Below are 12460 nucleotides of genomic sequence, written 5' to 3'. Positions count from 1 at the left end.
CGCTATACCCTTCCTCCGCTCCTGCAGGGGCACCCGCCGCACCCGGACGCTCCGCTCTTCCTTGCTTCGCGGCGGAGAGCGCCCGGGGCGGCACCCTGATGTCGCTTCCGGAGGGTATAGCTACCCTGTGCTCCGGCTAGGCCTGGCGCGTCGCGTGGAGGGGCGGTGTCGTCCGTAGTGACATCAGGGTGCCCGAAGCGAAGCGAGGGCGGGTGCCCCTGTAGGAACGAGGACGAACACCGTCCCTCCAGCAACACAATGTACTTAAACGAGAAATGCTCCTTCCATATCTTCAAGATATAGAAGGAGCATTCTCTATTGCTGGGTGTTACTCAGTAACGCCGAGGTTGGTCAGCAGGAACGCGTAATCCCACGCTATCTCGCGCCAACGCACTGGAGCATGCAGATTCCGAGCGCGCGAGGCACCAAATCTGCATGCGGAAGGGTATACGCGGTTGGCGCGCCTTAGCCTACTTGGTAATGCCCAGGTTGCTCATCAGGAAAGCGTAATCCCACGCGATCTCACGCCAACGCGTATACCGGCCCGAACCACCACCGTGACCGCCCGACATGTCAATCTTCAGCAGCGGTACCGGCGAGGACGGGTCAATCTGCTCGCGCAGCGCCGCAATCCACTTGGCGGGTTCCACGTAGAGCACGCGGGTGTCGTGCAGGCTCGTCACCGCAGCAATCGCCGGGTAGCGGACCGGGCGGATGTTCTCGTACGGGGTGTACGACTTCATGTAGGCGTACACTTCCGGGTCCTCAATCGGGTTGCCCCACTCTTCCCACTCCATCGCCGACAGCGGCAGCTCCGGGTCGAGGATGGTGGTCAGCGCATCCACGAACGGCACGGCAGCCAGGCAGGCAGCGTACTTTTCGGGGGCGAGGTTCACGACGGCGCCCATGAGCAGGCCGCCCGCGCTACCGCCGTAGCAGCCGATACGCGCCTCATCCGCCCAGGGTTTAGCCGCAATGTAGCTGGTGACGTCCACGAAGTCGGTGAAGGTGTTCTTCTTCGCGAGCTTCTTGCCGTTCTGGTACCAGGAGCGTCCCATCTCGCCGCCGCCGCGAATGTGCGCGATGACGTAGATGACGCCGCGGTCCAGGATTGACAGCATCGGGATGGAGAACATCGGGTCCATGGACGACTCGTACGAGCCGTAACCGTACTGGATGACGGGGTGCGGCTTGCTCATGTCCAGGTCGGCGCGGTGAATCACCGAGATCGGGATGAGCGTGCCGTCCGCCGCCGGTGCCCAGTCGCGGTAAGCGCGGTAGTCCTCGCGGTTGTAGCCGCCGAGCACAGGGGTTTCGCGGCGCAACAGCAGGGTCTGCGACATGGGGAAGTAGTCGTAGACACGGCGCGGGGTCAGGTACGAGGTGTAGGCGATGCGCAGCACGGGGGAGTAGTTCTCGGCGCGCAGCACGGATGCGGTGTACAGCTCCTCGTCGAAACCGGCCGGTTCCATGAAGGTCACGCCCGCGGGTCGGCGGCGGCGCCACTGGATGGGCAGCTGCTCACGCGGTGCGAGGAAGATGCGGGTGGTCGTGTCCGCGCGGGCGGTGACGACCAGGTGCGTTGCAGTGAAGGTGAAGCCCTCCAGGCGCACGTGCTCGCTGTGGCGGATGACCGGCACCCAGCGGGCGGCGTACTCTTCGAGGCTTTCACCTTCGCGCGGCATGTCTGCGAGGACCAGCTCGGAGTTCAGCGCATTGTAGTCGTGCTGAATCAGCAGGTGCTGCTCGCCGGCAATGTTGAGCGGCTCGGCGTAGTATTCGATGCCCGCGCTCTTGGGGATGAGCAGGGTCGGCTCGCCCTTGGGCTCGCGGGTCGGTACGATGCGCACCTCCGTGTACTCGGAGTTGGAGCTGGTGATGACCACGGAGGAACGGTCGGAGCTCATGGCAGCGCCGAGCCACATGGTGTTGTCCGGTTCCTCGTAGATCAGGTGGTCTTCGGTGCCCTGGCCGACGTCGTGCACGTACACGCGCCAGGGGCGCCAGGAGTCGTCGGGGACCATGTAGACGAGCTGCTCGGCGTGGTTGATGAAGAAGGAACCGGCCGTGATGTTGGGGATGGTGTCCTCGAGGAAGGAGCCGGTTTCCATGTTGAGGAAGCGCTGCTCGTAGCGTTCGTCGCCCTTCTCATCCACGGAGATGCTCAGCAACTTGCCGCTGCGGGAGGGCTGGAAGCTGCCGAGGGAGAAGAACTCCATATCCTTGGCGTACTCGTTGCAGTCCAGGATGACGATTTCGCCCTCGAGCGGCTCGCCGGGCTTGACGGTCGGCGGGGTGTAGCGCACCACCTCGTCGCCCTCGTTGAGGGCGGGGTAGCGGTAGAAGACGGGGTACTGGCCGCCGGGCACCATGCGGCTGTAGTACCACCAGTCGCCGATGCGGTTCGGAACGGTCAGATCGGCGAGGAGGGTGCGGTCCTTAATCTCGTTGAAGATGGACTCGCGGAGGGGCTGCTGGTCTGCGGTGACGGCTTCGGTGTACTCGGCTTCTGCCTTGAGGTAGTCGAGGACCTCTTCGCTTTCCTTGTCGCGGAGCCATTCGTAGGGGTCGATGAAGACGTCGCCGTGGTGTTCGCGGCGGTGCTCGACCTTCTTCGGTACGGGCGGGGTGAGGTTCTGTTCAGCCATGCTGCCACCTCTTTCATTGAGTTATGGGTTTGTGAATGGTGTGTGCCGGAGGCGCCGGGTTCCCCGCCGCACGCTCGGCGGACGGGGTGTCGGGGCCTGCGGGCACGCCTAGTTCTAGTGTATCGAAGAGTGAGGGAGGCTACTGTATTGCGGTCCGCGCGGAGCCGCCCGGCTCAGCTCGTGGAAGCCCCGCCGGAACGGGCGCGCCCAGCGGCTAGTTGGAGCGCCCCTTAATGGACATGAGGGTGCGGCGGCCCGCCTTGTTCGCCTTCGTGAAGGCGCGGTTGCTCTGCCGGTACTCGCGTTCCTGGGAGCGCAGGCGCAGGCGCGCGGATTCGGCCATCATCCTGCGGTAGCGTTCGAAGCGTTCGGGGTCGAGGGTGCCGTCGGCGAGGGCCTGCTGCACCGCGCATCCGGGTTCGGAACCGTGGGCGCAGTCGCTGTACCGGCAGGCGGAAGCGTAGCTGGAGACGTCCTCGAAGGTTTCGTCAATTGCGGCGCTATCGCTCGTGGCGGCGAGCGCTCGCACGCCCGGGGTGTCAATCAGCACCGTGCCAGATGCTGATTTTGCGTTGGTCGAGTCTCCTTCGCTTGAGCCTTCCACACCGGGCAGAACAATCATTTGGCGGCTGGTGGTGGTGTGGCGTCCCTTGCCGTCGGCATCTCGGACCGCGGAGGTGGCCTGCACCCGGTTTTCTGAGCTGGCCTCGCGGGGGTCGGCTCCGGGGTTGAGCAGGGTGTTGACCAGGGTTGATTTACCGGCACCGCTACGGCCCAGGAACGCGGCGGTGCGTCCGGCGACGAGCTCCGCCGCTGGAGCGGGGTCGTAGCCGTTGTCCGTGCAGACGGCGAGCACCGCATCCACGCCGCCCGCGAGGGATTCCTCGTAGCCGGCGAGCTGTTCGGCCGTCACCAGGTCACCCTTGGTGAGAATCAGCGCGACCTGCACCCCGGAAGCGTGCGCCAGGGCGGTGTAGCGTTCAATGCGCCCGATGGACGGCTCGGGGAAGCACGGCTCAACGATGCAGAGCATATCCACGTTGGCGGCGACGGGCTGATCCGCGGATTCTCGGGTGGCGCTGGGGCGGGTGAGGTAGCTTCGCCGGGGCAGAATCGCGAGGGGCTTATGCTCTGCGGGGTGGGTTTCACCGCCGGTTCCGGGGATGGGCTGGGCGAGCACCCAGTCACCCACGACGGGGTATTCCTCTCCGCCGTAGTCGTTTTCGACCGGACGCAGGGGAGCGGAGAGCTTCACGAGCTCGCCCCGCTCGCAGGTCAGTAGCTCGCAGCGGGTGCGGTGCACGGCGCTGACGCGGGCGAGGGTGAAATCCTCGAGAGTACCGTCGAGGGTGAACGCGGCGCGAATTGCCGCGCCCTGCCAGGAGGGGTCGAAGCCGAGGGCCTCGAGCGTGTACACGGCGGGAGAGGTAGTCAATGGAAGTGGTCTTTCTTGGTTGCAGCACCTGGGTAGCGGGTGATTAAAAGGTTCGTTCTTTTTATCTCGGGTATGCGCCTTATAGCAGCGAGGCGCGGGCGCCGGCGCGGATGCGGCGGGCGGCGAGGAGCGTAAGCCCCAACCCCGCCGCGGCGTAGAGTCCCGCCAGTGCCGTGTCTACCGCCAGGAGCGCGAACAGATCCGGCGCGGTGCCGCCCGCAATATCGCCAGAGGTATCTAAAGCCTGCACCAGTCGGGAGCCGGGGACCCACGAACACACCCACGCAAGCCAGCCGGGGTAGGTGCTCACCGGCACAATCACGCCAGCGCTGACCGGCAGAATAATCGACAGAAAATTGGATCCCGTGTACGGATCCGATAGGTACAGGCCCAGGCCGGCGGCAAAAATACCCAGGCAGACCCCGCCCAAAACCGCAACCGGCATCAGCGTAATGGCGCCCAGTAGAAGCCCCGAAGCCGCCCCGGTAGAGGGTGCCGTGAGGGACAGTAACCACACGATGCCCACATTGCTCAGACCCGTCACGGACGCCAACAGGGCCGGCACTGCCGCCGCACCCAGCCAGTAGCCCGCATCCACCGCTCGGGCCGTGCACACGTACTCGAAGACGCCAATCCACCGGTCGGTGGCAACGCGCGCGACAATGCCGGCGGCCACCGAGCTGAGGGTGGCAATCAGGGCGGTCGCGCAGCCGATGCGCACCGTATCGTTCGCGGCGAGGTCGGCGCCCAAAAGCACCGTAAAAAGCACGTTGAGGCCCGGCACGAGCACCAGGGTAGTGATGGCCGTTCCGAGGGTTGCGAAGGTAATAGAAGATGACCAGCCAATAGAGGCGGTAGACAGTGCCCGACGCACCACGCCGGGCAGGGAATCAGTAGAGAGAGCACGCACGCTACATCGCCCCCAGGGTGCCGCGACGGCGGGCGGAGGCGAGAGCCCTCCGGGCAAAGAGGAAGGCGCACGCCGCCCAGATGAAGCTCACGACCAGGGTCTGAATTACTGGCAGGAGCGCATCCGCCGGGGTGTTCATAGGGGTGCGCCCCAGTAGCAGGTGCACCGGCGCCTGCAGGGGAATGAGCACGCCCGCGGCATCCAGCCAGGCAGGCGCCTCAACCATCGTGAAAAGAACCCCGGAGAGAATAAATACCGGCACGAGGAGCAGCTCCTCGTAGGCGATAGCGTTCGGCGTCGCCACGAAGAACACCGCAATCATGAACGTAACCGACAGGCAAGCAACCCACAGCAGGGGAACGCCCAGAACATAGCGCGGCCAGAGCGCAGAAAAGTCCGTGACCCGCGGATTGAGCGTTACGAGAGCCCAAACCGCCCACGACAGAGGTAGAGCCGCCAGACCCACGATGGAGGCGCTCGAAACGATAGCCGCCAGCACCCGCACCGGAGAAATGGACCCGGAACACAGGTAGACGAGGGTTCCGCGGAAACGCTCAAAATTGATAATGCCCGCAGACACGATGCAGACCGACCACATGCCCACGATGCCCGCGCGGGTCCACGCCAGGGTCGGGTCAACGGAGTGACCCTCGGAGCTCTGCGCCGCCGCGTGCACGGCGAGTGCCTGGAGGATGACCGACCCGAGCACCGTGCTGATAAGCAGCTGAATAAAGTACGGGACCGTCAGGAACTGGCGCAGGCTAAATCCCATGAGCCGCAGCTGGCGGGCGCACTCCTGCCGCGCATCATACTGCCAGCCCCGGGTCTGGGACTCTTCCGAGCGTCGCGTCTTCACGTTCATCGCTTGAGCCCCTCCGCCATCGCCAGGTAGGCCTCCTCCAAGGTTGCCGGGCGCGTGTAGGGCTCGGTCCTCGCCCCAATGTTCGAGGCGGCGAGCCCCTCCGCCAGGATGCGGTGCGCCTCTCCCGCCTCGAACGTGGTGCGCTCGCCGTGCCAGTAGAGGGTGAGCTCCCAGCCGGAACCGCGCGGGGCGAAGAGCACCGCAGCCTTATCGCCGAGGAGCCCGCGGAGCGTATCAAGCCCCTCGGTGGCGGTGGCCTCGACCTGTACCACGGTCGTGGCGGCAATGCCGGCGTGCGCGGCGATGTCTTCGAGGCTGCCGCTCACGGCGACGGAACCGGCGCCTAACACGGTGATGGTGTGCGCCAGGTCCTCGATTTCGCCGAGCAGGTGGCTCGTCAGCAGAACGGCGGTGCCGTCTTCCGCGAGGGAGCGGATGAGGGTTCGCACGGTCAGGGCGATATCGGGGTCGAGCCCGTTGGTCGGCTCGTCCAGCAGGAGCAGGGCGGGGGAGCCGAGCAGGGCGCGGGCAATATGTAGGCGCTGCTTCATGCCGCGGGAAAACTCCTGAAAGGGTCGCGCCGCCGCATCGGTGAGTTCCACGCGGGCTAGGGCGTGGTCCACCTCGCGCCGCCGGCTCCGCCCGGAAACCCCCGCAACATCGGCGAAGAAGAGCAGATTGTCGCGGGCGCTGGCGCGCGGGTAGAAGCCGCTATCCCCGCCGAGTGCGAGACCCACGTGACGGCGTGCCCGCTGCGGGTGGGCGATGGCGTCGATGCCGTTCACGGTGAGGGCGCCGCTGGTGGGGGTGAGCAGGGTTGAGCACATCTGCACGGTGGTTGTTTTGCCCGCGCCGTTGGGGCCGAGGAGGGCGTGGATCTCGCCGGAGCTGATGCGAAGGGACACGCGGTCGACGGCGGTGAAGGCGCGTTCGCCTGTGCCAAAGATGCGGCTAAGCTGTGCCGCATCGAGAACGAGAGACATGGTGGATAACCTTAGAGGTCGGTTTTCCGGCTTCTGCACCGGAAGGGTATGCGGAAGGGTAGGCGACGTGCGCGAAGCCCCGCATGAGTGTATGCGTAGTCCCAGTGTACCGAAAACCCCAGGTAAAAGTGATGGGAGTTACTATGTGGGGGCGCCTCCGCATCTCGATTGCCTAGCCCTCGGATTGCCCCGGCATCGTCACCAACGTTTTGTTGCAGGCAGGTTTTTGTTACAGACGTTAAAAAACGTCATGTTTGCAATGAAGCGTCTTAAAGTGCCGCGCACCCCTAAAACTCTTGACCCCGCGCAACCGATTATGACACCCTAATGACAGGTCAAGAGCGCCAGCGACAAGCCCCAGCTAGCTGGCCGGCAACCCTCCTCCGCGGTGGGGTGCCCTGGGTGAAGACCGGGCGGCACGCACAAGCGTGACGCAAGCGCGGGACCGATGTGACCGAATTCGGTACATCAATCGTGACAGGACAACTCAACGACGATTCCTGTACCAATCGGCATGCGGCCCCCTAACTATCCCCTTAGGAGAGCCACGCATGAGCAACAACACTACCGTCCCGACTCCCGCCAACCCCGCCGGTTGGAAGTTCGAAACCCGCCAGATTCACGCGGGACAGGCACCGGATGCCGCAACGGGAGCTCGGGCACTACCCATCTACCAGACCACTTCCTTCGTCTTTGACAGTGCAGAGCAGGCCGCAAACCGCTTCGCTCTCGCCGAGCTGGGACCCATTTACACCCGCATGAACAACCCCACCCAGGAAGCTATCGAAAACCGCATCGCTTCCCTGGAAGGTGGCGTTGGCGCGCTGCTGCTGGCCTCCGGTCAGGCAGCTATCACCTACGCAATCCTGAACATTGCCGGCGCCGGTGACCACGTGGTCGCCTCGCCCTCCGTGTACGGCGGCACCTACAACCTGCTCAAGTACACCCTCGCCGACCTCGGCATCGAAACCACCTTCGTTGAGGACCCCGACAACCTCGACGAGTGGCGCGCCGCGGTTCGCCCCAACACCAAGCTGTTCTACGGCGAGTCCGTGCCCAACCCCCGCAACGACGTGCTCGACATTGAGCCCATCGCCAAGATCGCCCACGAAAACGGCGTGCCCCTGATCGTGGACAACACCGTACCCACCCCCTACCTGCTGCGCCCCATCGAGCACGGCGCGGACGTGGTCGTCCACTCCGCCACCAAGTACCTGGGCGGTCACGGCACCTCTATCGGCGGCGTGATCGTTGACTCCGGTAACTTCGACTACGGCGCAGACCCCGAGAAGTTCCCCAAGTTCAACCAGCCCGCCCCCGGCTACCATGGCCTGGTCTACGCACGCGATCTGGGTAAGGACTCCGCCTTCGGTGCGAACCTCTCCTACATCCTGAAGGCGCGCGTCTCGCTGCTGCGCGACACCGGCGCCGCCATCTCGCCGACCAACGCCTTTAACATCGGTATCGGTCTGGAGACCCTCTCCCTGCGCATCGAGCGCCACATCGAGAACGCCACCAAGGTCGCCCGTTGGCTCGAAGCCAACCCGCTGGTTGACCGCGTCATCTGGGCCGGCCTGGAATCCTCCCCCTGGTACGAGCGTGCCCAGAAGTACCTGCCCAAGGGCCCCGGCGCGGTGCTCGGCTTCACCCTCAAGGACGCAACCCTGGAACAGGCCCGCGACTTCGTGGACGCCCTGAAGCTGCACTCCAACGTGGCGAACATCGGTGACGTGCGCTCGCTCGTGATTCACCCCGCTTCTACCACCCACTCCCAGCTGTCCGCCGAGGAGCTGGAGAAGATTGGCGTGTACCCGAACTTCGTGCGCCTCTCCGTCGGCATTGAGAATATCGACGATATTCTCGCCGACCTGCAGCTGGGCTTCGACACCCTCTCCTAAACGCGGCGGCCCGCCCTCGTGGACGGGCCGAGGAGGCGCCACCCGGCACCCTTCAGCCCGTCCGCGGGGGATTACCCCGCATCCGTTATCTTTGCCGTTTCTGACCCGCCGCCCCTAACTGGCCGACGCGTTCTTACCGCCGCGACGCGGACAGCTCTGCACAACCCACCGGAGGGACCCATGACCGCTCAGACCACCCCCGAAACCTGTACTACCCAGCCCGTGACCGCCCCCATTCCCGTGGCGGGCACCCGCACCGAACACCCCGAGGCGCAGGGCTACCTGCGTCAGCTGGCCATCGGTGACTTTGAACTTGAATCCGGCATCACCCTGCCGCAGGTGACCATCGGCTACGAAACCTGGGGTACCCTCAACGAGACCGGCGATAACGCCATCCTCATCCTGCACGCACTCACCGGCGACACGCATGTCTCCCGCGGCGTGCCCACCCCGGATATGCCCGCGCCCCTCATCCGCGCTATCGAATCCGACGGCTGGTGGGAGGGCATCGTAGGCCCCGGCGCGGTCATCGACACCAACCGATACTTCGTCGTTGCCCCCAATATTCTGGGCGGCTGCTACGGTTCGACCGGTCCGGCCAGCATCATTCCCGAAGGCTACCCGGGCGCCGGCGAGCACTGGGGATCCCGATTCCCGCTCGTCACCATCCGCGACTCGGTGCGCGCCGAGGCGCGTCTGGCCCGGGCCCTGGGCATCACGAGCTTCCGCTACGTCATCGGCGGTTCCCTCGGGGGCGCACGCGCCGTAGAATGGGCCGCAACCAACCCCGAGCTGGTGCGCGGATGCGCGGTCATCGCCTCCGGTCCTTCGGCCACCGCCGAACAGATTTCCTGGGCGCACACGCAGAACCTGGCGATTCGCTCCGACGCGAACTTTGCCGGCGGCGACTACTACAACGGCCCCGCGCCGACCGCGGGCCTCGCCCTGGCCCGCCGCATCGCCCACACCACCTACCGCAGCCCCGCCGAGCTGGAGCACCGCTTCGGCCGCGAGGAGAACCGCGGAGAAAGCGTTGAGGGCGGCTTGCTGGGCCAGCATCGCGGACGCTACGCCATCGAGAGCTACCTGGATCACCACGGCAACAAGCTGGTGGAACGCTTCGACGCGAACAGCTACCTGGCAGTCAACGAGGCCCTCATCTCGCACGATGTGGCGCGCGGTCGCGGCTCGCTCTCTCAGGCGCTGGCCTGCACCGATTGCGAGTGGACGATTGCCGCGGTGAACACCGATCGCCTGTTCTTCCCGCACGAGTCGCATCGCTTGGCGGAGGCGTTGCCCAACCCGGTCGAGGTGAACATCATCGAGTCGAACCACGGCCACGATGGCTTCCTCATCGAGGCAAAGCAGGTGGAACGCATCCTGGCTTGCGCCCTGGGCACGGCCGAGGATGAGCCTCTGGACGAGAAGACTCGCGAGCGCGAGGCTCTCGAATCCATTACGAGCCTGTACCGCACTGTGGCATAGAACCCGCAGGGACGCCTCGGCGGGGGAGGATTTTCCGGAATTTCCGCGGTTGGTGGGGAACTCCGGGGGTACTCATAGTGTCGTCATAGGCTCTTCCACCAGGTGAGAACATCGGTAAAACACCGTTCATGACGGAGCGCGTGCCGCCGGTCCTTCTACGTGAGGGATCGGCGGCACGCGGTCGTTCCACCAAAAATAGTATTTGCACTAGTCAGGTAAATATATTCCGCTGGAAGGGGCGCGGTGCCCCGCCTCAAGATCCTCGGGAACATGCTTTTTGGGGCCCGAAAAGAGAAGACGGCTCAGTTTGCTTTAGACCCGCTCTAACCTCCTAGCATGTAATCCGTGGCAAGTATTCAAGAGGTAGCAGAGCAGTTGGGGGTGAGCACCCACGCACTGCGTTATTACGAAAAAGAGGGGTTAATCGCGGTGCCCCGAGACGCTCACGGAAATCGCGTATTTGACGAAGAGTCCATTTCTTCGGCTCGGTTTATTGCCACTTGCCGACAGGCTGGAATGAGTCTTGCTGACATTCGCACTATTCTGAGCAACCCGCACGACCACGCCCTCTCCATCGAGGTCATGGAACGTGCCCGAGTGAAGATTGAAAACGAAATTCTCGGATTGCAGCTGAATCTTGAGCACCTAGACCGCCGTATTCAGGAGCATCGCCGTCAACTGGGCGATGCGGCCTAGTACGAATACCGCTAGTAGCGACGGCCAACGCAGCGTGGAACGCCCGGTATTCCCCGAATGGGGGGATCCGGGCGTATTTTTATGCCCGGCTGCCTGCGCCTAGCTACCGGGCATCTTTTTCCCGAAGGCTTAACCCCAGGCTGCGTTCTCGGGGTCCACGCCGTGTGCTCGAGCGTTCTCGTAGATGACCTCTCGCAGCCACTCGGCCAGCCCGGTCGCAAGCTTCTCGTAGTGGGCCTTGAAACGTGGATCGGCAACGTAGCCGCGGGCCAGAATAGCGTGCTTGGCGGGGGTGACCTCAAAGAAGAACAGGGAGGCGCGGTGCCGCTCGGCGAGCGCGTTCGCCTCCTCACTGCCCGGCTTCACGCCGCGGGTGAACGCCTCGACGAGGGCTTGTTCCACCTCTTCGGCCTGCTGTTTGCCGTTCTGCCAGTCGGCACTGTTCATCGTCGCGGTACGGCGCTGATATTCGGCCCAGTCGGCTGTGTTTCCGTAACGCTCCTGCGCTTCCTGCTGGTGGGTGAGGCTGAACCCCTCGCCCATGATTTCTGCTTTCTCAGCAGCGCTGAGCTGCTTATTCTTAGGTGCCATGGCATCCTCCAAAGGTTTGGTTCTTCTATCACTGTAGAGCCACACATGAGGTGAGGGTCAAGCTAGCGGCGGAACCCGCGGTACAGGTTTGTGGGGGAGTCCTCGCTAAGATGGGTGCATGAGCGAAAACAAATACGTCGTCGAATACACCCGCCCCGAGAACGAACGCGCGGGCACCCACCTGGTGCTCATGCTACACGGCTACGGCTCCCAGGAGCACGACCTGCTGTCCCTGGCGGCGCACCTTCCGCAGGAGGACTTCACCTACGCCTCCATGCGTGCACCGCAGCCGGTCGGCACCCAGTTCTCCGCGGACTCGACCGGCGCCTACATTGCTGCGGACGCTATCGGCTACCAGTGGTACCCGCTGAACCAGCAGCTCGAATCCGACCAGCGCGCCATCGAGCAGGCGAGCGACTACGTGCTGGAGTGGGTGCGCGCGAACCGCGAGCCCTACGCCTCGGTGACCCTGCTGGGCTTCTCGCAGGGCATGGGTATCGCAACTTCGATGGTGCGTCACGCTCCCGGCGAGTTCGCCGCTGTGGTGGGACTGTCCGGCTACGTGGTAGATTCTGATTCGCCGTACTTCAAGGACGAGGAGCTCAAGGAAACCCAGCTGCCGGTGTTCTTCGGCCGTGACCAGGATGACCCGGTGATTCCGCAGGAGATGGTGAACTACACCTACGACTGGATCCGCAAGTACACCGACGGCATTAAGGTGCTGTACGCCGGTATCGGCCACGGCGTTGGCCCCATGGAGATTCGCCACGTGGGCGAGTTCCTGGAGGTGAAGGTGCAGGGTAAGGAGCCGCGTATTCGTGCGCAGAAGGTTGCGGAGACGACCGGCACCGCCGAGGGTTCTGACGCCTAAATCGACTAAACGTAAAGCCCCCGGGTCTGACGACTCGGGGGCTTACGCGTAGTTCCGTTTGGAAAGGCGGTTATCGTCCTC

The 12460-nt window shown here is 64.4% G+C and carries 10 protein-coding genes and 1 riboswitch; of the genes, 4 read left to right on the top strand and 6 right to left on the bottom strand.

What is annotated here, in order from left to right:
* Nucleotides 1-470: 470 nt before the first annotated feature.
* From HMPREF2674_RS04810 to HMPREF2674_RS04790, 5 genes are all read right to left on the bottom strand, one after another.
* On the bottom strand, nucleotides 471-2648 hold the full coding sequence (locus HMPREF2674_RS04810) for a S9 family peptidase (protein ID WP_070824963.1): 2178 nt from the start codon (nucleotides 2646-2648) through the stop codon (nucleotides 471-473).
* A 214-nt stretch (nucleotides 2649-2862) separates the two neighbouring features.
* Nucleotides 2863-4083 carry a ribosome small subunit-dependent GTPase A gene (gene rsgA / locus HMPREF2674_RS04805; RefSeq protein ID WP_070824962.1) on the bottom strand — a complete coding sequence of 407 codons (1221 nt, stop codon included), beginning with the start codon at nucleotides 4081-4083 and terminating at the stop codon, nucleotides 2863-2865.
* A 79-nt stretch (nucleotides 4084-4162) separates the two neighbouring features.
* Entirely contained in the window at nucleotides 4163-4993 is an 831-nt protein-coding gene (locus tag HMPREF2674_RS04800; protein ID WP_070824961.1) for an ABC transporter permease, read from the bottom strand.
* A 1-nt stretch (nucleotide 4994) separates the two neighbouring features.
* Complete coding sequence (locus HMPREF2674_RS04795; RefSeq protein ID WP_070824960.1) at nucleotides 4995-5855, bottom strand: ABC transporter permease; 861 nt, start codon at nucleotides 5853-5855, stop codon at nucleotides 4995-4997.
* Nucleotides 5852-6838 carry an ABC transporter ATP-binding protein gene (locus tag HMPREF2674_RS04790; protein WP_070824959.1) on the bottom strand — a complete coding sequence of 329 codons (987 nt, stop codon included), beginning with the start codon at nucleotides 6836-6838 and terminating at the stop codon, nucleotides 5852-5854. Before HMPREF2674_RS04790 ends, HMPREF2674_RS04795 begins: the two co-directional genes overlap by 4 nt.
* A 333-nt stretch (nucleotides 6839-7171) precedes the next feature.
* Nucleotides 7172-7284, top strand: a riboswitch (SAM riboswitch).
* A gap of 105 nt (nucleotides 7285-7389) precedes the next feature.
* Between HMPREF2674_RS04790 and HMPREF2674_RS04785 the strand changes: the two genes are divergently transcribed.
* The 3 genes from HMPREF2674_RS04785 (at nucleotide 7390) to HMPREF2674_RS09595 (ending at nucleotide 10917) form a co-directional block, all read left to right on the top strand.
* Nucleotides 7390-8736 (top strand): bifunctional o-acetylhomoserine/o-acetylserine sulfhydrylase, encoded by a 1347-nt coding sequence (locus tag HMPREF2674_RS04785; protein WP_049347137.1) that lies wholly within the window; start codon nucleotides 7390-7392, stop codon nucleotides 8734-8736.
* Between the two features lie 180 nt (nucleotides 8737-8916).
* Entirely contained in the window at nucleotides 8917-10221 is a 1305-nt protein-coding gene (locus HMPREF2674_RS04780; RefSeq protein WP_084824429.1) for a homoserine O-acetyltransferase MetX, read from the top strand.
* 345 nt (nucleotides 10222-10566) lie between these two features.
* Complete coding sequence (locus HMPREF2674_RS09595) at nucleotides 10567-10917, top strand: MerR family transcriptional regulator (RefSeq protein ID WP_049332847.1); 351 nt, start codon at nucleotides 10567-10569, stop codon at nucleotides 10915-10917.
* 129 nt (nucleotides 10918-11046) lie between these two features.
* On the opposite strand, the gene HMPREF2674_RS04770 is transcribed toward HMPREF2674_RS09595, so the two are convergent.
* Nucleotides 11047-11508 carry a TipAS antibiotic-recognition domain-containing protein gene (locus HMPREF2674_RS04770; RefSeq protein WP_239663119.1) on the bottom strand — a complete coding sequence of 154 codons (462 nt, stop codon included), beginning with the start codon at nucleotides 11506-11508 and terminating at the stop codon, nucleotides 11047-11049.
* 118 nt (nucleotides 11509-11626) lie between these two features.
* Here HMPREF2674_RS04770 and HMPREF2674_RS04765 point away from each other — a divergent pair, with 118 nt between their 5' ends.
* Complete coding sequence (locus tag HMPREF2674_RS04765) at nucleotides 11627-12379, top strand: alpha/beta hydrolase (RefSeq protein WP_049343082.1); 753 nt, start codon at nucleotides 11627-11629, stop codon at nucleotides 12377-12379.
* The last annotated feature ends 81 nt before the right edge of the window (nucleotides 12380-12460 follow it).

Source organism: Rothia sp. HMSC062F03 (genome assembly GCF_001836905.1).
Lineage (GTDB): Bacteria > Actinomycetota > Actinomycetes > Actinomycetales > Micrococcaceae > Rothia > Rothia mucilaginosa_A.
The sequence above is the reverse complement of the archived record's forward strand: the minus strand, read 5'-3'. Positions and strand labels throughout refer to the sequence as shown.

What these genes read in the sequence shown, in the direction of transcription:
- HMPREF2674_RS04810 (WP_070824963.1), bottom strand. Translation starts at nt 2,648, where the DNA reads ATGGCTGAACAGAACCTCACCCCGCCCGTACCGAAGAAGGTCGAGCAC.
- HMPREF2674_RS04795 (WP_070824960.1), bottom strand. Translation starts at nt 5,855, where the DNA reads ATGAACGTGAAGACGCGACGCTCGGAAGAGTCCCAGACCCGGGGCTGG.
- HMPREF2674_RS04790 (WP_070824959.1), bottom strand. Translation starts at nt 6,838, where the DNA reads ATGTCTCTCGTTCTCGATGCGGCACAGCTTAGCCGCATCTTTGGCACA.
- HMPREF2674_RS04785 (WP_049347137.1), top strand. Translation starts at nt 7,390, where the DNA reads ATGAGCAACAACACTACCGTCCCGACTCCCGCCAACCCCGCCGGTTGG.
- HMPREF2674_RS04780 (WP_084824429.1), top strand. Translation starts at nt 8,917, where the DNA reads ATGACCGCTCAGACCACCCCCGAAACCTGTACTACCCAGCCCGTGACC.
- HMPREF2674_RS04770 (WP_239663119.1), bottom strand. Translation starts at nt 11,508, where the DNA reads ATGGCACCTAAGAATAAGCAGCTCAGCGCTGCTGAGAAAGCAGAAATC.
- HMPREF2674_RS04765 (WP_049343082.1), top strand. Translation starts at nt 11,627, where the DNA reads ATGAGCGAAAACAAATACGTCGTCGAATACACCCGCCCCGAGAACGAA.